The organism is Geobacter sp. AOG1 (assembly GCF_019972315.1).
In the GTDB taxonomy this organism is placed as follows: Bacteria; Desulfobacterota; Desulfuromonadia; order Geobacterales; family Geobacteraceae; genus Geomobilimonas.
On the sequence record NZ_BLIZ01000001.1, the window covers coordinates 1821226 to 1844274 of the forward strand.

At 56.3% G+C, this 23049-nt stretch carries 27 protein-coding genes; 25 read left to right on the forward strand and 2 right to left on the reverse strand.

Annotated elements, in window-relative coordinates; all coding sequences use genetic code 11:
• Positions 1–366: 366 nt before the first annotated feature.
• The 11 genes from LDN04_RS08365 (at position 367) to LDN04_RS08415 (ending at position 12784) form a co-directional block, all read left to right on the forward strand.
• The gene (locus LDN04_RS08365; protein WP_223908818.1) at positions 367–1128 is read left to right on the forward strand and encodes a bifunctional 2-polyprenyl-6-hydroxyphenol methylase/3-demethylubiquinol 3-O-methyltransferase UbiG; all 762 of its coding nucleotides are present in this window, start codon (positions 367–369) and stop codon (positions 1126–1128) included.
• 157 nt (positions 1129–1285) lie between these two features.
• The gene (locus tag LDN04_RS08370) at positions 1286–2095 is read left to right on the forward strand and encodes a glycosyltransferase family 2 protein (protein ID WP_223908820.1); all 810 of its coding nucleotides are present in this window, start codon (positions 1286–1288) and stop codon (positions 2093–2095) included.
• Positions 2092–3222, forward strand: coding sequence for a glycosyltransferase (locus LDN04_RS08375; RefSeq protein ID WP_223908822.1), 1131 nt, complete (start codon positions 2092–2094; stop codon positions 3220–3222). Before LDN04_RS08370 ends, LDN04_RS08375 begins: the two co-directional genes overlap by 4 nt.
• A gap of 82 nt (positions 3223–3304) precedes the next feature.
• The gene (locus LDN04_RS08380; RefSeq protein WP_223908824.1) at positions 3305–4009 is read left to right on the forward strand and encodes a methyltransferase domain-containing protein; all 705 of its coding nucleotides are present in this window, start codon (positions 3305–3307) and stop codon (positions 4007–4009) included.
• Between the two features lie 20 nt (positions 4010–4029).
• Positions 4030–4854 (forward strand): glycosyltransferase family 2 protein, encoded by an 825-nt coding sequence (locus LDN04_RS08385; RefSeq protein WP_223908826.1) that lies wholly within the window; start codon positions 4030–4032, stop codon positions 4852–4854.
• A gap of 114 nt (positions 4855–4968) precedes the next feature.
• Positions 4969–6159, forward strand: a complete 1191-nt coding sequence (locus LDN04_RS08390) for a glycosyltransferase family 4 protein (protein WP_223908828.1) — start codon at positions 4969–4971, stop codon at positions 6157–6159.
• Between the two features lie 281 nt (positions 6160–6440).
• The gene (locus LDN04_RS08395; RefSeq protein ID WP_223908829.1) at positions 6441–6821 is read left to right on the forward strand and encodes a GxxExxY protein; all 381 of its coding nucleotides are present in this window, start codon (positions 6441–6443) and stop codon (positions 6819–6821) included.
• 266 nt (positions 6822–7087) lie between these two features.
• Complete coding sequence (locus tag LDN04_RS08400) at positions 7088–9499, forward strand: YfhO family protein (RefSeq protein WP_223908830.1); 2412 nt, start codon at positions 7088–7090, stop codon at positions 9497–9499.
• Between the two features lie 153 nt (positions 9500–9652).
• On the forward strand, positions 9653–10357 hold the full coding sequence (locus tag LDN04_RS08405) for a tRNA1(Val) (adenine(37)-N6)-methyltransferase (RefSeq protein WP_223908831.1): 705 nt from the start codon (positions 9653–9655) through the stop codon (positions 10355–10357).
• Between the two features lie 50 nt (positions 10358–10407).
• A complete protein-coding gene (locus tag LDN04_RS08410) occupies positions 10408–11169 on the forward strand; it encodes a glycosyltransferase family 2 protein (RefSeq protein ID WP_223908832.1) in 762 nt (253 codons plus the stop codon).
• Complete coding sequence (locus tag LDN04_RS08415) at positions 11138–12784, forward strand: glycosyltransferase family 39 protein (RefSeq protein WP_223908834.1); 1647 nt, start codon at positions 11138–11140, stop codon at positions 12782–12784. The genes LDN04_RS08410 and LDN04_RS08415 overlap by 32 nt, the downstream gene beginning before the upstream one ends.
• Before the next feature lie 27 nt (positions 12785–12811).
• Here the strand turns inward: LDN04_RS08415 and LDN04_RS08420 are convergent, their stop codons facing one another.
• On the reverse strand, positions 12812–13309 hold the full coding sequence (locus LDN04_RS08420) for a DciA family protein (RefSeq protein WP_223908836.1): 498 nt from the start codon (positions 13307–13309) through the stop codon (positions 12812–12814).
• Positions 13296–13553 (reverse strand): hypothetical protein, encoded by a 258-nt coding sequence (locus tag LDN04_RS08425; RefSeq protein ID WP_223908838.1) that lies wholly within the window; start codon positions 13551–13553, stop codon positions 13296–13298. The genes LDN04_RS08420 and LDN04_RS08425 overlap by 14 nt, the downstream gene beginning before the upstream one ends.
• A gap of 104 nt (positions 13554–13657) precedes the next feature.
• Here LDN04_RS08425 and LDN04_RS08430 point away from each other — a divergent pair, with 104 nt between their 5' ends.
• The 14 genes from LDN04_RS08430 to rsmI all read left to right on the forward strand — a co-directional run bounded on the left by LDN04_RS08430 (position 13658) and on the right by rsmI (position 23046).
• Positions 13658–13921 carry a DUF3343 domain-containing protein gene (locus LDN04_RS08430; protein WP_223908840.1) on the forward strand — a complete coding sequence of 88 codons (264 nt, stop codon included), beginning with the start codon at positions 13658–13660 and terminating at the stop codon, positions 13919–13921.
• A gap of 186 nt (positions 13922–14107) precedes the next feature.
• Entirely contained in the window at positions 14108–14689 is a 582-nt protein-coding gene (gene yedF, locus LDN04_RS08435; protein ID WP_223908841.1) for a sulfurtransferase-like selenium metabolism protein YedF, read from the forward strand.
• Positions 14690–14894: 205 nt separating this feature from the next.
• A complete protein-coding gene (gene ffh, locus LDN04_RS08440; protein WP_223908844.1) occupies positions 14895–16256 on the forward strand; it encodes a signal recognition particle protein in 1362 nt (453 codons plus the stop codon).
• 75 nt (positions 16257–16331) lie between these two features.
• Positions 16332–16598: a 30S ribosomal protein S16 gene (rpsP, locus tag LDN04_RS08445; protein ID WP_223908846.1), complete on the forward strand. Its 267-nt coding sequence runs from the start codon at positions 16332–16334 to the stop codon at positions 16596–16598.
• A 51-nt stretch (positions 16599–16649) separates the two neighbouring features.
• Entirely contained in the window at positions 16650–16880 is a 231-nt protein-coding gene (locus tag LDN04_RS08450) for a KH domain-containing protein (RefSeq protein ID WP_214175808.1), read from the forward strand.
• Positions 16880–17401: a ribosome maturation factor RimM gene (gene rimM, locus LDN04_RS08455; protein WP_223908848.1), complete on the forward strand. Its 522-nt coding sequence runs from the start codon at positions 16880–16882 to the stop codon at positions 17399–17401. The genes LDN04_RS08450 and rimM overlap by 1 nt, the downstream gene beginning before the upstream one ends.
• Positions 17398–18135, forward strand: a complete 738-nt coding sequence (trmD, locus tag LDN04_RS08460) for a tRNA (guanosine(37)-N1)-methyltransferase TrmD (protein WP_223908851.1) — start codon at positions 17398–17400, stop codon at positions 18133–18135. Before rimM ends, trmD begins: the two co-directional genes overlap by 4 nt.
• Positions 18132–18716: an RNA methyltransferase gene (locus LDN04_RS08465; RefSeq protein ID WP_223908853.1), complete on the forward strand. Its 585-nt coding sequence runs from the start codon at positions 18132–18134 to the stop codon at positions 18714–18716. The genes trmD and LDN04_RS08465 overlap by 4 nt, the downstream gene beginning before the upstream one ends.
• Positions 18717–18792: 76 nt before the next feature.
• Positions 18793–19146 carry a 50S ribosomal protein L19 gene (rplS, locus tag LDN04_RS08470; RefSeq protein ID WP_223908855.1) on the forward strand — a complete coding sequence of 118 codons (354 nt, stop codon included), beginning with the start codon at positions 18793–18795 and terminating at the stop codon, positions 19144–19146.
• A gap of 53 nt (positions 19147–19199) precedes the next feature.
• Positions 19200–19853 (forward strand): ribonuclease HII, encoded by a 654-nt coding sequence (locus tag LDN04_RS08475; protein ID WP_223913360.1) that lies wholly within the window; start codon positions 19200–19202, stop codon positions 19851–19853.
• Between the two features lie 24 nt (positions 19854–19877).
• Positions 19878–20261 (forward strand): YraN family protein, encoded by a 384-nt coding sequence (locus tag LDN04_RS08480; protein WP_223908857.1) that lies wholly within the window; start codon positions 19878–19880, stop codon positions 20259–20261.
• 123 nt (positions 20262–20384) lie between these two features.
• Positions 20385–21236 carry a nitrilase-related carbon-nitrogen hydrolase gene (locus tag LDN04_RS08485; protein ID WP_223908860.1) on the forward strand — a complete coding sequence of 284 codons (852 nt, stop codon included), beginning with the start codon at positions 20385–20387 and terminating at the stop codon, positions 21234–21236.
• A complete protein-coding gene (locus tag LDN04_RS08490) occupies positions 21236–22057 on the forward strand; it encodes an NAD+ synthase (RefSeq protein WP_223908861.1) in 822 nt (273 codons plus the stop codon). The genes LDN04_RS08485 and LDN04_RS08490 overlap by 1 nt, the downstream gene beginning before the upstream one ends.
• 149 nt (positions 22058–22206) lie before the next feature.
• On the forward strand, positions 22207–23046 hold the full coding sequence (gene rsmI, locus LDN04_RS08495) for a 16S rRNA (cytidine(1402)-2'-O)-methyltransferase (protein ID WP_223908862.1): 840 nt from the start codon (positions 22207–22209) through the stop codon (positions 23044–23046).
• Positions 23047–23049: the final 3 nt, after the last annotated feature.

A 23049-nucleotide genomic window follows, 5' to 3' on the forward strand; every position in this document is an offset into this window, starting at 1 on the left:
TAACCTTTATAAGACCCCCGTCCGTCAAAGGCAAAAATAAGCCCTGACGATTTTGAATCGTTTTTTTGAACGAATTGGGTCAGCAGCTTCTCCGTTCTGACTTCATTTCGGAATCATCAGGGTCAGGAATCTTCGGCCGGCGGCACCGGAAAAGGGGCGCAATTCCATGATCCACGTGGCATTACTACTGAAGGAACAGTTTCTATATCTCAGACTGGTACAACAACAAAATCCGCCAGATACATTGATATATGGTCAACAATTTATGCGGAAAGGTCGAACACGGGCGGCACTGGACTTCGTTGCACTTCTCCAGTGCGCCCCCACAACGCTTCGTTAGGTCAACAGACACTGGAGGAAATGGAAATGTTAAGCAAGATCATGACAACGGCAAGGAACATAATCAGAAAAACGGGTTTCGATATTGTCCGTTCGGATAACCCAGTTTGTACATTCCATTCAGATCACTATCTGCGCCATAATGCAAGAAGGTTGGAGCACTTAGCGAGCTTGAGAATTCCTGTAACGGGAATGTCCGTTTTGGAAGTTGGAGCTGGCATTGGTGATCATTCACATTACTATATTGATAGGGGATGCAGAGTAACTATTACAGAGGCACGAACGGACAATCTTCAAATCCTAAAGAATCGTTATCCGGCCTGTGATGTGCGGTTTCTTGATATGGAACATCCGTCCGATATCAATGATTCTCCGTTTGATTTAGTTCACTGTTATGGTCTTCTTTATCACCTGAGTGCGCCCAAACAAGCTTTAACGTTTCTCAGTCAGAGCACTAGAAGAATGCTATTCCTCGAAACAAGCGTTTCATTTGGCGACAACGAAGCAATAAATCTTGTAACGGAAATGCAAACTGATCCGACTCAGGCTCACTCCGGTACCGGCTGCCGGCCAACAAGGGCATGGATATTCAAGGAACTTCAAGAGCTTTTTGAATATGTCTATCTGCCAACGACCCAACCAAACCACGAGGAATTTCCACTAGACTGGACGAATCCAGACGAGCATAAGGCTAGCCTACAGAGGGCGATATTCATCGCCTCCCGTGAACGGTTAGAGAATGAGAAGTTAAAACCATCTTTACTTCTTAAACAAATACGACATGAATAGTCTCATACGAAATGCTACTCCAGTATAAAGGTCGATTTGCAGTAGTGTTTTTGTGTAAAATCTCATCTGTAAGGCCTCCTTTGGAGAATGGGTTTCGCCGAAGTCTAGCATACGGCGTATGCCCAAGGGGGGCCTTACATAGTATCCAGTAGGGTCAATGCCAACAACAGATGATACATATTTAAATTCATGCAATAGTGAAAATGGACCGTTGGTCACAGTCATAATAGCTGTATTCAATGGCGAAAAATATATTGCGGAAGCTATTAATAGTATTACTAATCAGACATATGCCGATATTGAATTGATTGTTATTGATGGCGATTCCAAAGACTCTACTGTTGATATTCTGCGGGCACATTCTGAACATATTGCCTATTGGGTGAGCGAGCCTGATTCAGGGATTTATGACGCATGGAATAAAGGTCTCGCCGTAGCGAATGGTGAATGGATAGCTTTCCTTGGGTGTGATGATCTCTATTATCCGACTGCAATAAAGGATTATGTTGAGTATATAGCTTTACACAAGAATGAAGACCTTGACTTTGTTTCTTCACGGATCGAGTTGGTGAGTTCCGATCTGCAGCCTATCAAGGTGGTTGGAGAAAAATGGTCATGGGAATTTTTCAGGAAGAATATGATAGTTGCACATCCGGGATCGTTGCATAATCGAAAATACTTTTCTAAATACGGCATTTTTGACCCTACCTATCGAATGGCAGGTGATTATGAATTACTCTTGCGTGCCCATGAAGGTCTGGCTGCCGGATTCCTGGATAATATTACGGTAATGATGCGGGTTGGTGGCGCAAGTACTGATCTTGCTGTGTTTAAGGAAAATTATCGGGCGAAGACGGTGTCCGGAGAGAGAAACAAGTTCATCTGTTACTTTGAAGAAAAACGTAAATGGTGGTCAATAGCAAAATACCGTATTTTCAAGTACTGCTTCAAAGAGCGTAATCAATGAACATCGTTTTTTGCACCCGTAGCGATTTTCTCTCCGTCAAGGGTGGCGATACGGTCCAACTCCTGCAGACCCGGGAGTTGCTCCAGAACAGCTATGGAACGAATGTTGATGTCGTTACCAGCCCGGAGAAACTGAATGCAGGAAAGTACGATCTCTGCCACATATTCAATATCCAGAAGATCGAGGATACGAAAGCCTATCTGGCAAAATGCCGTACCGCCGGGGTGAAAGTTGCCCTTTCCCCTGTGCTGTGGGATTTCACTGCTGTCGTATCCTATACCTTTATGGTAAAACGCCTGTCAGCATACCGGCTGTCGGAGCGGCGAATGGGTTTTGCTTCCCGGTTGCTCAAGCTTCTTGCTGGTGTCGTGGGAATGCCGACAATACACACGCACAATTACCGGGAGTATCTGCGGCAGACCCTTTCCGCTGCCGATCTGCTGCTGCCCAATTCGGTTGAGGAGGCGGATGTGCTGGCCCGATTGTCGGGGCTTGATCCCGGTGAGCTGCTGGCCAAAACACGACCGGTCGTGAATGCCGTTACACTTACCGAGTCAAAGCCGGCTACAGCTGCCGACTTTGCCGGGGGGAACCATTTGCCGTCCGGTTACATTCTCCAGGTTGGGCGGATCGAACCGGGGAAGAACCAGTATTCCACCGTCAAGGCGTTGATGGATGACGGGCACCTTCCGATCCTCTTTGTCGGGAATCAACGGGTTAACCCGGCCTATTTCCGCGCGGTCGAGGAGCTTGGGCGACGGCGGGGCAATGTGTATTTCATCGACGAGGTTCCCCACGAGGATCTGCCCCTGTTCTACCGGAATGCCGCCCTTCACGTTCTCCCCTCCCTCGGAGAAACCACGGGATTGGTGAGCCTGGAGGCGCTGGGGTGCGGCTGCCGGGCTGTTGTGGCTGATGGGCGTTACTGTCCCTTCGAAAGCTATTTTAAAGGGGTTGCGACCGCTGTAGACCCACTGAATTACCTATCCATACGCCAGGGGATATTTGCCGAACTTGCCACGGAGCGGCACATGACAGCAATCAGCAGTCGGATACGGCATGATTTTTCATGGGATGTGGCGGCACGACAGACCCATGAAGCTTACGAGCGGCTATTGGCCGGTTGATCGCTCCATGATCGGATAGGATGAAACGATGCAACTACTGAGGAAAACAGCGTGGAACGGAGTTCAAAAGCTGAAACGGCTCATGGGTTTATTTGTGCTTACCATTGACCGTGATGCAGTGGCAGCGACCTACCTAAAAGGGAACGGCATCGAGATTGGCGCGCTCCACAATCCCTTGAAGGTGGGCGAGAAGGCCCGGGTCCGTTATCTGGACCGGATGTCGGTGGCCGATCTGCGTAGGCAGTATCCGGAACTTGCCAAGGAAAAACTGGTCAATGTGGACATCGTTGACGACGGAGAACATCTGGCGACGGTTGCCGACGAAAGTCAGGATTTCGTCATAGCCAATCATTTTGTTGAGCACAGCCAGAATCCCCTGCGGGCAATTGCCAACATGTTCCGGGTACTGAAGATTGACGGTGTTCTCTATATCGCGTTGCCCGACAAACGATATTCCTTTGACGTGGACAGGCCGGTTACGCCCCTTGACCACCTGCTGCGAGACTTCCGGGAGGGGCCGGAGTGGTCGAGAAAAGGGCATTTCGAAGAGTGGGTCCGGTTGGTCAGCAAGGTGGAACATCCCAAAGAACGAGACGAACTGGTCAACAAGCTGATCGCAATGGATTACAGCATCCATTTCCATGTCTGGAGCCAGAAGGAGATGGTCGAACTGGTTCTGTTCCTGCGGACAGTGCACTCATTTGAGATCGAGTTGATGCTGCGGGGGGGGGTAGAGAATATTTTTATCCTGCGGAAGACCGCCAGGTCAGTAGGTAGTTTGTGCTGACTCCGCCGCGGATTGCTGCCGTGACGGTTCTGTATCACCCCACCCCGGAAGTGGTTGCCAATATCCGGAGTTGGGCGGGGCAGGTGGATGCCATCTTCGTGGTTGACAATTCGGGGGGAGACATTCCCGCCGTCGTTTCCGCAATTGCCGCGCTGGGGAAAGTGGTCCTCACCCGCAACCGGGAGAATGAGGGGATAGCCCGTGCGCTGAACATCGGTGCCGAAAAGGCTGGTGAAGAAGGCTATGACATACTTCTCACCATGGATCAGGACAGCAGTGCGGCGCCGGATATGGTGGAGAAGATGCTGACCTGTCTTGGCGAGCGGGATTCGGCCAGAGTTGGTATCATTTCCCCCTTCCACATGACAAAATCGAGTGGTAATCCTCCTTCCGGCGTTGCGTGTCAGGATGTTATGACCCCCATGACCTCCGGCTGTCTGCTGAGTCTTGATGCCTACCGGGAAGTCGGCCCCTTCCGGGACGACCTGTTCATCGATTTCGTGGACAACGAGTACTGTCTCCGGTTGCGCAAACAGCGATTCCTGGTACTTCGGGCCAATGATGCACTGTTGCAGCACAGTGTCGGCGACACCCATAAATACGGGCCGTTCATTGCCACGAACCATTCGCCCCTGCGCCGCTACTACAAGACCCGCAACCGCTTCCTCGTGAACCGCCTCTACCGGCGGGACTTTCCCGGTCACTGCCTGTTCGACCGGGTGCGGCTGGCGAAGGAGATTGCCAGCATCATCCTGTTCGAAGGAGAGAAGCTGGCGAAACTGCGGATGATGTGGCGCGGCTATAGGGACTACCGGCGTGGGAAGTTCGGTAAATATGAAGAGTAAGTTGCTATGAAAATCATCTTTCTCGAGCTACATTCTCTTTCTCTGAAATGCAGGGGGTAGTGTGACATTAGACCCGTATTGCAACCGGTTTGATCGGCAGAGAGGCGAGTTCCGATGAAGATCGTCTTCCTCGCACCGTTCGGTCTCCGCCCCAAGGGGACGGTGATCGCCCGCATGATCCCGCTGGCTGCAGAGTTGCAGACGCTTGGCCACCAAGTGGTGATCATCGCCCCTCCCTATACCAACACGGAGGACTCGGGGAAGACCGAGGTGGTTAGGGGCGTTATGGTGCGAAATATCGCGATTGGTCCGAAGAATAAGGCTCTTGCCGCTCCGGCCCTTGCCTGGCGGATGTTCCGGGCTGCCTTGGCCGAAAAGCCCGATCTGGTCCACCTCTTCAAGCCGAAGGGGTATGGCGGCCTCGCGGGGATGCTCCTTCTCGCTCTCCGGCAGCTAGGGGTGCGGCTTCCCCCCCTGTTCGTGGATACGGACGACTGGGAAGGTCGCGGGGGGATGGAAACCCTCCATAAGTACTCGTTACCCGAGCGTCAGCTCTACCGTTTTCAGGAGCGGTGGATCCCCCTGCGGGCCGCTGGGGTAACCGTGGCGAGCCGGATGCTGGAAAATCTCATCCGGGAGATGGGGGTGCCGCCGGAACGAACGCTCTATCTTCCCAACTGCGTAGAAGCTGTACCCCCGGGTAATGGCGCTGCCGCCAGGGAGAAGTTGGGAATTCCGCCCGATGCACCGGTGGTGCTACTCTATACACGGTTTTTCGAGTTTGCCCAGGAGAAACTCCACTTTCTTTTTGACGAGATCTACCAGAGGGTTCCCGAGGTCAGGTTTCTGGTGGTGGGGAAGGGGCGGAACAACGAAGAAGCCCTTCTTCTCCAGGCGGGTGAGCAGAGAGGGTTTGCTCCGGCATTGGTAATGGCGGGTTGGGTGGAGCCGGCCGACCTCCCCAATTATCTGGCGGCGGGTGATGTGGCCATCTACCCTTTTGCCGACACCTTGGTCAACCGGTCCAAATGTCCTGCCAAACTGACCGAGCTGTTGCGCGCTGGCGTGCCGGTGGTGGCCGACCGGGTGGGGCAGCTGGCGGAGTACATCAAGCCGGAGGTCTCCGGCATCCTCTGTGATCCGGACGACTGGCGGGAGATGGCCGACCGGGTGATTGAACTGCTCGGAGATCCTCTGAAAAGGCGAACTCTAGGTGAAGCGGGGAGACGTTACTTGCTTGAGCGGTTCAGATGGCGGGATTTTGCGCTGCAGTTGCAGAACTTATATTTACAGCGAAAGGCTTAACGCAGAGACGCAGAGGTGCAAGGACGCAGGGGAAAACTGGGGAAAGGCTTTTTGAATCTTTTTGTTTGGTTTTCTTTTGCGATGATTGGTTTTACTGCGCCACCGCGTCTCTGCGCCCCTGCGTTAGGATTTTACAGGCGAAAGGCTTAACGCAGAGGCGCAAGGACGCAGAGGAACACCTGGAAAAGCTTATTTGAATCTTTTTGTTTGGCTTGTTATCCCTTTGGTTTATTGTTTTTCCTGCGCCTCTGGGTTAGGTATTTACTGAACAAGGGTAAATTATGATCGAAAACCAGATAAGCGGAAATATTGTCGCTTGTGCTGTTGAAGTTCATAGAAATCTCGGCGGTCCCGGCTTATTGGAAAATGTCTATGAAGAAGCATTGGCTTGGGAACTACAACAACGTGGCTTTGTTGTTGAGCGCCAGAAAACGGTGCCGGTAAAATATAAAGGGAATCTGTTAGCCTCACCGCTTCGTCTCGATTTATTGGTTGAAAATCAGATCATTGTTGAAGTAAAGGCAGCGGCTCAATATAACCCGATATTTGAGGCACAGGCGCTAACCTACTTGAGAATGCTTGATCTGAGACTTGCTTTGGTAATCAACTTTGGGGAAAAGTTTGTAAAAGATGGTATTCACCGGGTAGTAAATGGTTTGTGATTTTTGATGCTTAACGCAGTGCCGCAGAGAAAAACCAGGAAAGATTTTCTGCGCGTCTCCGCTCTCTGCGCCCTTGCGTTAGGATTTTACAAGCGAAAGGCTTAACGCAGGGACGCAGAGACGCAAGGACGCAGGGGAACACCTGGAAAAGCTTATTTGGATCTTTTTGTTTGGGTTATACCTTTGGTTTATTGTTTTTACTGCGTCTCCGCGCCCCTGCGCCTCTGCGTTAAAGCTTGAAAACGAAGAACACCGGAGCATTCTCTATGACTGAACGGAAAAAAAACCTGCTGGCGCTTGCCGGCTTGCTGGCGGTGCTGTTCATATACTTTGCCAAGATCCTCTTCACCCACCAGATAATCCGGGCGCCGGACATTACCAATGAGTTCTACTGGACCATCCGCCACTTCAAGGAGATGGGGTTTTTCGAGCTGTTCCGGACCCACCTGCAGGCCGGCTGGGACATATATGCCAACAGTGGCGGAACCGAAGGAGGCGGGACTGCCTCTATGCAGTTCCTTTATTACCGGAATCTTCTGTTCTGGCTCATTCCGGAACCGGCCAACGTGGCGTGGTTCATCGTCTTCCACCTCTTTGTCGGTGGTGCCGGGACCTACTGCTACTGCCGTGCCATCGGCTGCAGCAGGACGGCCGCCTTTCTCGGTGGTCTGCTGTTCGCCATCGTGCCGGAAAACGCCTCCCTCATCAACGCCGGCCATGCCCAGAAGATCGCCACCATCAGCTTCGCCCCCTGGGCCTTCTATTTCTTCGAAAAGGGGTTCATCTGCCGCCGGGTGATCTGGTTCCTCGCTGCCGGCTTCGTGCTCGCCTTCCAGTTCTTCAACATGCACTGGCAGATCGCCTTCTATACCTGTCTCGGGATCGGCGTGTACGGCGTTGGACGCTCTGTCGGCATCCTGGTGGCTGAACGGCAGCGGTCGCCGGGGCAGGTCGGCCGGCTGGTGGGGCTCAACCTGGTGACCATGTTCTTTTTCCTCTCCACGGTGGCCATCTCCCTCGTCCCCCTGGCGGACTGGTCCAAGGATACCACCCGCGGCGTGCAGACTGGCGCCAACCAGGGGCAGGGGGGGCTGAACCTGGATGAGGCCATGTCATGGTCCATGCCTCCCGAGGAGCTGGCGACCTTCGTGGTCCCCGGCCTGTTCGGATATTCCCGCCAGGAGGGGGGATACAATACCGGTGATATCGATGCCTACTACTGGGGACGGATGGTTTTCACCCAGACCATCGACTATATGGGGCTTCTCCCCTGGCTCCTCCTCCCCCTGCCGCTCATCTTCCGGCGTGACCGCTATACCTGGCTGGCGCTGGCGGGCGTGGTGGTCGGCATCCTCTTTTCCCTGGGTAAATATACCCCTTTTTACTGGTTTCTCTTCGAGCATTTCCCTGGCATCAACCACTTCCGGGTGCCGAAGATGATGATGTTCATCCCGGCCCTTGGCCTGGGGGTGCTGGCTGCCCGGGGGCTCGACATTCTCCGTGATGAAGGGGTGCGCGGGACAAGGGAGTTTCGCCGTTATCTGACTGCTGTGCTGGCGCTACCGCTCCTGCTTCTCGTCATGGTGGCGGTGGAGGCGGCCGGGCGGGACTTCTTGTTGAACCGGTTCATCGAGGCATTTGCCCAGCCGACCCGGTACGAGCAAGGGCCGCAACTGGTGATGAACCGCTGGAACAATCTGGTAAGGGAGACGGCAATTGCGACGGTGGTGGCGGCTCTCCATGCCGCTATGCTGTTCGCTCTTGCCCGAAAATGGCTTTCCCTGAGGATCGTGCTGCCAGTCCTTTTCCTCCTGTTTTTGGCCGATACGGGACGGGTGAACGCCAAGTTCATGCTGCTGCAGGATCTCCCCCAATCGTTGCGGGGAACCAAAACCCCCGTGATGGAGTACCTGGCCCGGGATTCGAAGGAGTACCGGGTCCTTCCCATGAACGGCCGCGATCCGATGCATTATGTGAGCAACGGCATTCCGGTGATGTTTACCTCCAACCCGGTGATGATGCAGCGCTGGCAGGATTTCCTCGACGGGTTTACCTTCGATTCGGCCATGCTGGATCTTCTGAACGTGAAGTATCTCGTCTACGACACCGTCCAGTACGAAAAGGAAAAGGACAAACTGGGGGACCGCTTCAGGCCGGTCTTTACCTCACCCGATGGGGCCGAAGTGGTACTGGAAAACCGGACGGTGCTCCCCAAGGCATGGCTGGTGCCGACAGTACTCGTAACGACTGAACCCCGTCAGCAATTGCCGGTTCTGCAGAGTCCGCTCTTCGACCCGCGGCGCCTGGCGCTGGTGGAGTCCCCGCCTTCCCTTCCCCTGGCTGATCAGGCGTCGGCTGGGACCGTGGGGGATGTTGCCGTGAAGAGCTATGAACCGAACTTCCTCAAAGTAAACGCCCAGACTGCCGGGAATGCCCTGCTGGTCATGGGGGAGAAGTATTACAAGGGGTGGCGGGCACGGGTGGACGGCAAACCTGCCGAGATTCAGCGGGTTGACTACATCCTGCGCGGCGTGTACCTTACGCCGGGGACCCACACGGTGGAATTCACCTTCGATCCGCTCCCCTTCAAGATCGGCAAATACCTGACCCTGGCTTCCTTCGCGTTTTTTGCCTTCATGGTGGCGCGGGAGATGTTGCTGAGAAAAAGGCGGGGTTAACCAAGGCATATAACGCAGAGGCGCAGGGACGCGGTGGCGCGGAGAAATCAAAGTCCTGAGTAAAAGCAGATATGTTTTCTCTGCGTCGTTGCGTCTCCGCGTCTCTGCGTTAATAGATTTGTGCATGTTAAACGTACCCCACATGGAGCAACTTTGAACTGTTGCGACGAAACCATTGACGAACTGCGGCGCTTCGATCTTCGCCTCATTCAGCCCCGTCATGGGTACCGATTTTCTCTTGATCCGCTTCTCCTGTGTGAGTTTGCCGACGTAAGAGAGGGTGAGAGGGGAGTGGATCTGGGGACCGGTTGCGGCGTGATCCCCCTGGTGCTGGCCCGTCTTGCGACGGGGGTACATTTTGTCGGCGTTGAGCACCAGCAGGCAATGGTAGGAATTGCTGAGCGTAATGCACATCTGAATGGGTTGGGGGATCAGGTGACGATTCTGGAAGAGGATGTAGGACGGCTGCGGGAGCATTTCCCCGTTTCTACCTTCGACCTGGTGACGGCCAATCCCCCCTACCGCCGGCGCGGCACCGGTCGCATTAGTCCCCGGACCGGGCGGGACCTGGCACGGCACGAGTCAACCGCCGGCCTGGCCGATTTTATGGCGACTGCAAAGTATCTGGTGAAACCGACGGGTCGGATCTGCTTCATTTCCCATCCCTCCCGGCTAGCCGAGTTCTTCGCCCTGGCGACGGAACTGAAACTGGCGCCGCTTCGTCTGCGGATGGTGCATGGATATGGAGATGCCGACGCGCGGATGTTCATGGTCGAACTGGCAAAGGGGCGGAAGGGAGAACTGCGGGTGCTGCCGCCGCTTTTAGTCCGTAACGAGGGATCGGATCAGGAAGGATGAAGACGATTCGGATATTTATCACCAGAGTGCTATCAGAAGGAGGTTGACCTTTGCTGAACGGAAAGAAAATTGCGGTGGTGCTTCCTGCCTATAATGCGGCAAAAACGTTGGAGATGACCTACAGCGAGATTCCCTTTGAGTTTGTCGATGAGGTCATCCTCGTTGATGACGCCAGTCGCGACGATACGGCCGAGGTGGCCCGGCGGTTGGGAATACGGACCATTGTCCACGAACAGAATAAAGGGTATGGTGGCAATCAGAAAACCTGTTACCGTATGGCACTGGAGCATGGTGCGGACATTGTGGTCATGCTCCACCCCGACTACCAGTACACGCCGAAACTTATCACGTCCATGGCTGCCATGATCGCCTTCGGCGAGTTCGATGCGGTGCTGGCCTCCCGTATCCTTGGCATCGGCGCCCTCAAGGGGGGAATGCCGCTCTACAAGTACCTTGCCAACCGGTTTCTGACCCTGTTCGAAAACCTCCTGCTCGGGCACAAGCTTTCCGAATACCATACCGGGTACCGTGCCTTTTCCCGGGAAATTCTGGAATCCCTTCCGTTGGAGAAGAATTCTGATGACTTCGTGTTCGACAACCAGATGCTGGCTCAGATCGTCTGGTTTGGTTACCGGATCGGCGAAGTGAGTTGCCCGACCAAGTATTTCGATGATGCTTCGTCCATAAATTTCAGACGTAGCGTGATTTACGGGATGGGGGTCATGAAAACGGCGCTACAGTTCAGACTGGCGAAGATAGGGCTGGCGTCTGGAGGAATTTTTGCCAAGGGGAGTGATTGTGCGGGGAAATGAGCTGTCCGGGACGGACAATCTTACCAAGGGTGACCTGCTCATCATGGGTACCTTGTTCCTTGTCGCCTTGGGGATAAAGTTCTACTTCCTGCAGTTCTGTCGGGTCATATCATCGGACGGTGTCGCCTATGCCCAGATTGCCCGAGATATACTTGCCGGGAGAGGATTTGCCGGCGCCACCCATTTTCCCCCCTTCTATCCGCTGCTCGTGGCCCTTTTTCATACGATGTTCAGCGACATCGAACTTGCGGGGAGACTGGCCGCAATGTTCATGGGGAGCCTGCTTGTCATTCCGGTCTATCTGCTCGCCCGTGAATTTTTTGACCGGCAGGTAGGCATCATGGCTGCCGTTCTCGTCATGGCCTGGCCCAGCCTCCGGCTATGGTCAAACGAGGTGATGAGTCAGTCAACCTACATCACCTTGGTACTGCTCGGTGGTTATCTCATCTGGCATGCCTGCAAGAGCAGGTCGGTGGCGTATGCCGTGGCCGGTGGCCTGGCCATGGGGATGGCGCACCTAACCCGTTCCGAAGGGGTGCTCGTTTTCCTTGTTCTCTCTCTTGTTCTTGCGGTCGATGCGGGGGTAAAACGTGACGGCCGACAATTCGTCTGTCTCCTGGCCGGGTGGTGTGCATTCGTTGTCGTGTTTTTTCCCTATGCCTACTTTCTCCATGAGGTAACCGGCACGTGGCAACTCACGGGGAAGAGCCGCGTTGCCCTGGCGGATTCGCTGATGGAGTATCTCGGCCGGCCCGACCTGAAAAGGGACCCCGCTTTCCAGGAAATCGGCTATCTGGACGTGGTGAGACGTTATCCCGACTTCCTTCGTCAGAATATTCCTGAGAATCTGATGAAATTCATCAGGGAATTTGTGCCCCCCTATCTCTGGCTGCTCGGCCTGCTCGGCTTCTGCACCGGCGGCTGGAGCCGGGATAAACTCAAGGAGCGGGCCTTTCTGATTGCCACCTTCGCGCCGATGGGGATCATCGTCGTTTTTTTCTTCATTGGGCCGGAGTATACCCAGCCGTACCTGCCGGTATTCTTCCTGTGGGTTTCTGCCGGTGCCCTCTGGATGGAGAAGCGGGCACTCGCCCTTGTGGGAGTGGGTCGCCATCCGCTCCTTACCCTGCGGGGGGCGGGAGGTATGTTCTCGCTGGCGGCAACGGTGCTGTTCGCTCTCTATCTCCTCGTTGGCCAGGTCCCTGCAGACCGTAATCTTCCCTATCACTTTTCCCAGGATGGGGGGCGGTATGATCACAAACGGATAGGTCAACTATTGAATGAATATCTGCCGAAATCGGCCAGGATAATGACGCGTTGGGGGAGGGTCGGGTTCTACGCGGACAGGGGGTGGGTTGATATGCCCCAGGCCAGTCTTGAAGAGATCGTGGCAACGGCCCGGAAGAGTGGTACCCGGTACATTGTAGTCGATGGGGCACTTGCCGGTTTGCGTCCGCAGTTGGGAGTTTTGTACGAGCCCCTCTTCGTCGAAGGTGCCAGCGGGGTCTACGTTGAAAAGGGGGATGGTTTCAGACCGCTCCCCGGCCTGAAGCTGTACTTCCTGTACCGGGACCCTTCCAGTGTGGGGGTTGCGGTCTACGAAGTGCTGGGATAGCACGTTCAGCTATCCGGCGGGTTTCTTTCATCGCTCCCGTTTCCGGGGTTCCGTTGCCAGATGCCTGCTCAGTAGGCCAGCGATGGCGTCACGCAGTTCCTGATCCGTCACGGCCGCCGTCTGTTCAGCTATCCGTTCCCGTTCGGCGGCGGAAAGGGTTCGTGACGGTGGCGGTGGAGATTTCACCGCTACAGGCTGTGTTTCCGGCTGACCGGCCCGGAGGTAGATATCCGTGACGAGGTCGCACCCGAGCCGGGCATTGAGCCGGGCCGTGATGTCCCGCTTGAGGAAGGTGAGTTGCTGCATCCAGGGGGAACTGGCAACCGTGACGGTCAGGACTCCATCGCGGAACCCGGTTGGGCGAGCCTGAGCTGCGATCGTAGGACCGACCACTTCCTCCCAGACGAGCCATATCTTTCCTTCTTGGAGACGTTTTTCTGCCGGCTTGCCGTGAAGTGCCGTGCCGATCAGGTCGGCGACGGCAAGGGGGCGTGGCATTCTCCGCCGTTTTTCATCGGCGGCCATAGCGTTTCCGGTGGAGGAATCCCCCGATAATCTGCCCGGCCACGGCTCCTCCCAGGGTGAGGGGGATGAATTTCCAGCTGAAGCCGGATTTGATGCGCAGGTAGATGATAAGGGGGATGGAGATGTGGACGTAGAAATACCAGCCGAAGGTAAATTTTTCATAGCTCTGCCGCAGGTAGCCGAATGGTACGTTTACGGCCAGGGCGAGCAGAATGAGACCGATGAGTGTCAAGAGGGAGTACATCGGCCCATAGTATGGATTTGGCGAAATTTTGTCAATCCGCTTCTTGGAATGCAATGACGGCCCAGACCGGCACCCTGCCGGAAGGGCATGCGGAAAGGTGATGCATGGTTAACGAAGGCGATTTCGTGGCAATTTTCAATTCGATCCACCGGGTCATGAAGGCCGAGCAGCTCCTCAAGGGACGCCGTGTGGCGATGCTGCTTATACCCGCACCCCGCGATATCAGCGCCGACTGCGGCCTTGCCATCAGGTATGCCGCATCGGACCGGGAGGCTGTGGAGGGGGTGATGGCAGAGGCAGGGCTGATTCCGGAGTCGATCTATGTGCGACGGGACGGCAAGTATGTGGAGGCAGGGACTAGGGACTAGGGACTAGGGACTAGGAACTAGGAACTAGGAACTAGGAACTAGGAACTAGGAACTAGGAACTAGGATCACGGATCACGGATCACGGATCACGGATCACGGATCACGGATCACGGATCACGGATCACGGATCACGGATCACGGATCACGGATCACGGATCACGGATCACGGCTTTTAAAGGAGTTATGATGAAAACGATGGATTGCCGGAATATGGCCTGTCCGCTGCCGGTGGTGACCGTCAAGCGGGCTTTGGAGGATGCGCCGGGAGAGGCGCTTCAGGTGCTTCTGGACGACGGCGCGCCCCGGGAGAATGTGGCCCGGTTCGCCGCGAACCGTGGACTGACGGTGACGGAAACCACCCTGGAGGACGGCGTTGCCCTGGTGATAACGGGTGAGGCGACAACGGCCAGGAAGGGGAATGGCGCCTTGACCGGCCCGACGGTGATGCTCATTGCTTCCGATCGACTGGGAGATGGTCCGGAAGAGTTGGGACGCCTGCTCATGAAGAACTTCATTATTACTTTGCTGGAGCTTGACCGGTTGCCGGATCGCCTCATGTTCGTTAACAGCGGTGTCCTCCTTGCCACCGAAGGGTCTGAGGTTGTGGAGGCTCTGGAAAAGCTCGGGAATCGTGGGGTGGAGGTGTTGTCATGCGGGATTTGCCTCGATTATTTCAATCGCAGGAATAAGCTCCTGGCCGGAGCGGTGACCAATATGTTCACCATCGCCGAGAGCCTCCTCACGGCAGGTTCGGTTGTGCGGGTGTGAAAGGTGAAAGGTGAAAGGTGAAAGGTGAAAGGTGAAAGGTGAAAGGTGAAAGGTGAAAGGTGAAAGGTGAAAAAGCGCGGGAAAAATTGTCTTGACAAAAACTCTTGCGGCCCTCTATAGTTAACCTCTTTACTGGTGGATATTTGCGAGCCGGTGCCGGGTATTTGCTCCTACTTGCCAACCATATGGAATAATTAGAGTTTGCATGTTCGAAAACCTTTCCGATAAGCTTGACCTGGTCTTCAAGAAATTGCGGGGCCAGGGGGTGATGACTGAGGAAAACGTCAAGGAGGCCCTGCGCGAGGTCCGGCTGGTGCTGCTTGAGGCTGACGTTAATTTCAAGGTCGTCAAGGATTTTGTCGAAAAGGTCCGCAGTCGCGCGGTCGGCACCGAGGTGCTGCAGAGTCTTACCCCCGGCCAGCAGGTGATCAAGATTGTCCACGACGAGCTGGTCGCCCTCATGGGGGGTGGCGAGGACAACAGCCTTGACCTGGCAGCCAAGCCGCCGGTGGCCATCATGATGGTCGGTCTCCAAGGGGCCGGAAAGACCACTAGCTGCGGCAAGCTCGCCCGCTACCTGAAGGGTCAGCGCCGGCGGCCCCTGCTGGTGCCGGCTGATGTCTACCGGCCAGCAGCCATCGAGCAGCTGAAAACCCTGGGTCGGCAGTTGTCCATCGAGGTGGTTGATGCCCGTGCCGATCAGGACCCGGTCGATATCTGCCGGGATGCCTTGCAGTATGCCGAGCGTTCGGGCTTCGATACGGTAATTTTCGATACCGCCGGCCGGCATCAGATCGACGACTTCCTCATGGATGAGCTGGTCAGGATCAAGGGGGCCGTGGATCCCCGGGAAATCCTGTTCGTGGCTGACGCCATGACCGGCCAGGAAGCGGTCAACGTCGCCAGCGGCTTCAATGAGCGCCTCGACATTACCGGTGTAGTGCTGACCAAGCTGGATGGCGACGCCAAGGGGGGGGCCGCCCTCTCCATCAAGGCGGTCACCGGCCGTCCCGTCAAGTTTGCCGGTATCGGCGAGAAGCTGGACGCCCTCGAAGTATTCCACGCCGACCGCTTGGTGTCGCGCATTCTCGGCATGGGTGATGTGCTGACCCTGGTGGAGAAGGCCCAGTCGGTATTCGACGCCAAGGATGCGGAGCGGCTCCAGCAGAAACTGAAGAAGAGCCAGTTCGACCTTGAGGATTTCAAGGCCCAACTCCAGCAGATCAAGAAAATGGGGTCCATTGATTCGATCCTCGGTATGATTCCCGGCGTCGGCAAGATGATGAAACAGCTCCAGGGGGCTCAGCCTTCGGAAAAGGAGCTGAAGCGGATCGAGGCGATCATCGATTCCATGACCCGCGCGGAGCGTGCCAACCACAGCATTATCAACGGTAGCCGCCGTCTCCGCATAGCCAAGGGGAGTGGTACCTCAGTACAGGAAGTCAACCAGCTCCTCAAGCGCTTCACCGAGGCGCAGCGGGTTATGAAGCAGTTGCAGAAGCTCGGCCCCAAGGGACTCATGAAGGGGATGGGTGGGCTTGGCAAGGGGATGTTCCCTTTTTCGTGACGTCGGTTATACTTCAGACTACATAAACGAGACTCTCAGGCGGTCCACGGACCGTCACAACACCAGGAGGAAGAAATGGCAGTAAAAATCAGGCTTGCCAGGGCAGGCGCAAAGAAGAAACCCTTTTACCAGATCGTCGTTGCCGACGTGCGGTCCAAGCGCGACGGGCGTTTTATCGCCAATGTCGGCACCTATGATCCGAACCAGAACCCCGCAGCCGTCACCTTCGAGGAGAGCAAGACGCTGGAATGGCTCGGCAAGGGTGCCCAACCGACCGATACCGTCAAGCAGATCCTCAAGCAAGCCGGAATCTGGGAGAAGTTCGTTTCCAAAGCCGTGTAATCCTGTTCCCCCCGGTCCGCCGGACATTCTACATCGACAGAGGATACCGACATGAAACAGCTTGTAGAAACCATCGCCAAAGCGCTCGTAGATGATCCCACCCAGGTGAAGGCAACCGAGGAGATGGAAGAGGATACGACCGTCATCAAGCTGACCGTGGCAAAAGAGGACATGGGGCGGATCATCGGCAAGGAAGGGCGGACCGCCAAGGCAATCCGGACTCTGCTGAATGCGGTTTCCACCAAGGATAACAAGAAGGCTGTCCTGAAAATCGTCGAGTAATGCCGGATCGCACCGAACCGATTCTGATCGGCAAGATTGCCGCGACCCACGGGATCAGAGGGCAGCTGCGGGTGATCTCCTACTCGGGGGAACCTGGCAATCTGACCGGACTCAGGTCGGTGATGCTGAAGGGGACCACTGGCGACATGGAGTATTTTGCCGTTGCCGGGGCCGCGGTGCATGGCACGAAACTGCTCCTGACGCTCAAGGGGTATACGGAGATCAACCAGGTACTTCATCTTGTGGGACGGGAACTGTATACCGACCGGGATCAACTCCCTCCCCTCGATGATGGAGAGTATTACTGGTGCGACCTCCTGGGTTTGCGGGTCATGACTGACCAGGGTGACCTGCTGGGCAGCCTGACGGAAATCATTGCCACCGGTAGCAACGATGTGTACGTGATAACCGCCGAAGAGCGGGAATACCTGATTCCCGCCCTGGCTGACGTGGTACTGGATGTCGACCTGGTTGCCGGTACCATGACGGTCAGCCCCCCGGAGGGGCTGTTCGATCTATGAAAATCGATATTCTGACGCTCTTTCCTGCCATGTTCACCGGCCCCCTGACCGAGAGCATCACTAAGCGGGCCGTGGAGAAAGGGCTTGTGGAAATAGGTCTCCACAATATCCGTGATTACGCCATCGACCGGCACCAGACTACGGATGATGCCCCCTATGGCGGGGGAGCCGGCATGGTCATGAAGGTTGAGCCCCTTACGGCCTGCCTTGAATCAGTTTTGGCGGAGAACCCCAAGGGACGTGTGATCCTGACCACCCCCGGGGGAAAGCCGTTTTCCCAAGGGATGGCTGAGACCCTGGCCCGCGAAAAGGGACTTGTCATTATCTGCGGTCGGTACGAAGGGGTGGACGAGCGTGTTCGGGAACTGTTCGGTGCGGACGAGATATCCCTCGGCGATTTTGTCCTGACTGGTGGAGAGATCGCCGCCATGGCCGTGACGGACGCGGTGACCCGCCTGATTCCCGGAGTACTGGGGAGCGCGGAGTCGGCTGCGGCCGATTCTTTTTCCGACGGGCTCCTTGAGTATCCCCACTATACCCGGCCCCCCGAGTTCAGAGGACTCGCGGTGCCTGAGGTGCTCCTGTCGGGGAACCATCGGGAGATAGACCGCTGGCGGCGGTGCCAGTCCCTGGAGCGTACCTTGCGGGAACGGCCCGACCTACTGGCCACCGCACGGCTGACCGATGCCGATCGCCGCTGCCTGAGGGAGCTTGGCGACGGTGATGGACAATGACCATTTCGGATGTGCCTGCTGCCAACGTCTGCCTTGCCCTGCTCCACTATCCGGTCTATGACAAGAACCGGCAGGTGGTCACTACCGCAGTTACCAACCTGGACCTGCATGACATTGCACGAGCGGCACGGACCTTCGGTCTTCACCGCTACTACGTGGTGACACCGGTCGCGGAACAGCAGAAACTCGCGGAGCGAGTAATACGGCACTGGCAGGAGGGGTGGGGGGCAACCTATAACCCCAAGCGCAAGGCCGCCCTCGACCAGGTTCGGGTGATCGCGGGACTCGACGATGTGCTGGTTGACATGACTGAAGCTTATGGCCGGACTCCACGGGTTGTGGTGACCGGCGCCGGTGAACGGGGAAATACCATTTCCTTTGGAGCACTGTCGGAACTCTGTCGTGACCGGGGCCAGCCGTATTTGCTTCTGTTCGGTACCGGCTGGGGGATGACGAAGGAAATATTCGAACGGGCAGATTATGTACTTCCCCCCATTAAGGGCCCGTCGGAGTATAACCATTTATCGGTCCGTTCGGCGGTTTCCATTATTCTGGATCGCCTGTTCGGAGAACGGGAATGACGTACTGAAGCAGTTAACATTCTGTATTGAAATGCTGAAAGAAAGTTTTGGCTAGCATAAGAAAGGAAGAAAGAACATGAACAAGATTGACGCCATCGAAATGGAACAGATGAAGAAAAACATCCCGCCGTTCAAGGCGGGGGATACCGTGCGGGTGCAAGTCAAGATCGTGGAAGGAGACAAAAGCCGTATCCAGGCCTTCCAGGGAGTAGTGATCGGTCGCCAGAATGGCGGTATCCGCGAGACCTTCACCGTCCGGAAAATCTCTAACGGTATCGGGGTTGAGCGCTGCTTTCCGCTCCACTCGCCGATCGTCGATGCCATCGAGGTGATTACCCGTGGCCATGTGCGGCGGGCAAAACTGTACTATCTGCGCAAACTGCGCGGCAAGGCAGCGCGTATTCGCGAAAAGAAATACGTGGCACAGTAACCGGCTGGAAGCCCCGGGTCTTCCCGGGGCTTTTTATTTAGGGCCATTCGGTGATGAGGGGACCCGTGGATCTGTTCGGTCAGTCACTGCAGCCGTCCATGCGGCAATTCGAAGAGCTGGCGACAAGACAGGGGTACCGGCAGGTGGCTGGTGTGGATGAGGCCGGACGTGGCCCTCTGGCCGGGCCGGTCGTCGCGGCAGCGATAATTCTCCCTCCGGGGGTCGATCTTCCCGGTGTCAATGATTCGAAAAAGCTGACCCCCTCCCGTCGAGACAAGCTGTTTGACCTCATCCATTCCCGCGCGGTAGCGATCGGTGTCGGGATAGGGGACCATCTCCTCATCGATCGCATCAACATCCTCCAGGCGACCCTTGCCGCCATGGGCCAGGCCGTAAACGCCCTCTCGCTACCCCCCGACTATCTCCTCATCGACGGCATTTCCTGCATTCCGCTTTCCATTCCCCAACGCACCATAAAAAAAGGGGACAGCGCCAGCATCTCCATCGCTGCCGCCTCCATCATCGCCAAAGTCACGCGGGACCGGCTGATGGCCGTCTACGACCGACAGTACCCCGGCTACGGTTTTGCGGAGCACAAGGGGTACGGTTGTGTAAGCCACCTGGCAGCCATTGCATCTCTCGGCCCCTGTCCGATCCACCGCACCACCTTCCGGGGGGTGAAAGAACACGTGAAAGGTGAAAGGTGAAAGGTGAAAGGTGAAAGGTGAAAGGTGAAAGGTGAGGCGGGTTCGGACAACAAAAGCGTCGGCGAGCGAGGGGAAGGGATCGCCGTAGCCTACCTGAGGGGACAGCGATTTGCCATCCTGGAGCGGAACTTCCGCTGCAAGGGGGGTGAGGTGGACATCGTGGCCCGGGATGGAGGGACCATCGTATTCGTTGAGGTCAAGAGCCGTCGCAGTGAGTCCTACGGTCCACCCCAGTTGAGCGTCACACCCTTCAAGCAGCGGCAGATATCCAAGGCGGCTCTGACATGGCTGGCGAAAAACCACCGGCATGACGTCAATGCCCGCTTTGACGTGATCGCTATCCTCCTGTTGGACCACCAGGTCCCCGTCATCGACCATATTCGCAATGCCTTCGACCTTGCGTATTGACCCCTGCGCCGGTTGCCGGATACAAAAACGAATTTTCCCCTGAGCACAGCGTCTTTTGCCGTGCATATCGTTGCAATACCCCCGTCCCTGTGGTAATAGTTGACGAAAAATGCGGAGACGACCATGGATTTTACCGTTGCACTGGCACAAATCAAGCCGAAACTCGGCTGTGTTGCCGACAACCTGGCACTGGCGGAAGCGGCTGTGGCCGATGCAGTCAACGCAGGAGCCGGGTTGGTGCTCTTCCCGGAACTGGCCCTGACGGGGTATTTTCTCAAGGACCTCGTGCCTGATGTCGCTTTGAGCCTCGACGCACCCGAGATTATTCGGCTGAAGGAACTCTCCCGTCACATAGCCATCGTTATCGGCTGCGTGGAGGTCTCTTCCGATTACCGTTTCTTCAATTCGGCCCTCTATTTCGATGGCGGGGAACTGAGGCATGTGCACCGCAAGGTCTATCTTCCCACCTATGGGATGTTCGACGAGCAGCGCTACCTCGCCCGGGGGGAACGATTCCGCGCCTTCGACAGCCGGTTCGGCCGGCTGGGGATACTCATCTGCGAGGATATGTGGCACCTGTCGGCCCCCTATGTTCTTGCCATGGATGGTGCCACCACGCTCCTCTGTCTCTCCAGCAGCCCCGGTCGGGGGGTAAGCGAAGACGAAAGCCTCGGTTCCACGTCTGCCTGGCAGAAATTGACCGCCACAACTGCCATGTTCTTCAACTGCCGGGTGCTCTACTGCAACCGGGTTGGCTACGAAGACGGTGTCAGTTTTTGGGGAGGGTCGGAGGTGGTGAGCCCCGCTGGAAGTGTGACAGCCCGGGGCAAGCTCTTTGAGGATGATCTGGTAATGGCCCGGATCGAAGAGGGGGAATTGCGCCGCGAGCGGATATTCTCCCCCCTGATGCGGGACGAGAGCCTGTCCGTCACCCTCAAGGAACTTGAACGGATTGACCGGGAAAGGGGATGCTGATGGGAAGTCTTGGAATGAATACGACGCTCATGCGGACGATCCTGGTCGGGTTCATTCGCGAGGAGGTGCGGAAGGTCGGTCTCACGCGGGCAGTGCTCGGCCTTTCGGGTGGCATCGACTCGGCCCTAGTCGCTTTTCTGGCGGCCGAGGCTCTCGGCCCCGAGAATGTCCAGGCCATCATCATGCCGTACCGGACCAGCAACCCGGAGAGCGAAGCTCACGCGCGTCTGGCGGCGGAGCAGCTGGGGATACGCCACGATGTGATCGAAATAACGTCGATGGTGGATGCCTATTTCGCACGCTATCCCGACGCCGACAACATGCGGCGGGGGAACAAGATGGCCCGGGAGCGGATGACCATACTCTATGACCATTCGGCGGCCTGGTCCGCGTTGGTACTCGGCACCAGCAACAAGACCGAACTTCTCCTCGGTTACGGCACCCTCTACGGCGACATGGCGAGTGCCCTCAACCCCATCGGTGATATCTACAAGAGTCAGGTCTGGCAGCTGTCGGAAGCGATGGGGGTGCCCCGGGTCATCATCGACAAGAAACCCTCCGCCGACCTGTGGGCCGGACAGACCGACGAACAGGAACTGGGCTTCACCTACCGGGAGGTTGACGAACTCCTCTACCACTTGATCGACCTGCGCTACAGCCGTGATGAACTGCTTGCCAAGGGATTTGCGGCTGAATTTATCGACAAGATCCAGGCCAAGGTGCAGAACTCCCATTTCAAGCGCCGCCTGCCGGTCATTGCCAAGGTCTCCAACAGGACCATAGACCGGGATTTCCGCTACTCCCGCGACTGGGGGAAATAGAAACGCGCTTTTTCCGCAATCTCTGCGTTGATCTTCGCGATTCCTTGTGCGACGTAGCGATGTTTATGCCCGATTTATGGGTACTACGTCTCCGCGTCATCCCTCGATCGCCTTGACCTTGCGAAAAAATCGCGTTTCCTGGACGATCTATGCCATCAGGAACGTTATTCATAGTAGCCACTCCCATCGGTAATCTGGAGGATATGACCTTCCGGGCAGTCCGCATCCTCAAAGAGGTGGACCTTGTCGCTGCCGAGGATACCCGCCATTCCCGCAAGCTTCTGACCCATTTCGGTATTTCACGCCCTCTTACCTCCTATTACGATCACAACCAGAACTTCAAGGGGAACTACCTCCTGGAGCGCCTGCAGGGAGGGGAGTCGGTGGCGCTCATCTCCGACGCAGGCACTCCCTGTATTTCCGACCCGGGCTATCAGTTGGTGCGGGATGCGGTAGCCGCGGGAATAACCGTGGTTCCGGTTCCCGGGCCATCTGCCGCCATTTGCGCCCTCTCTGCCGCCGGACTTCCTACCGATGCCTTCATCTTTGCCGGGTTTCTGCCGAACCGCGCAGGAAAACGAAGGGAAAAGCTTGCCTCACTGGTCGCCGAGCAGCGCGTGATGGTCTTTTATGAGTCTCCCAATCGGCTCCTTGCCACCCTGGAGGATATGCAGGAGCTGCTCGGTGCGCGAGAGGTGGTGGTGGCCCGAGAGCTGACGAAAATATATGAGGAGTTCGTCCGTGGTACGCTCCCTGTTGTCCTTGCCGAACTTGAGGGGCGGCAGATCAAAGGGGAGGTGGTGATCCTGGTTGCTCCTGCGGATGCTCCCGAAGCGCCGCCGGCGGAGGCTGTGCCCCAACTGCTCAGGCGCTGCCTGGCGGAAGGGGTTTCACTGAAGGATGCAGTAAAGCGTGTTGCGCTGGAAACGGGTCAAACCCGCAGTGCGGTATATGACGAGGCGCTCAGGCTCAAAGGAGAGGATGAATGAACA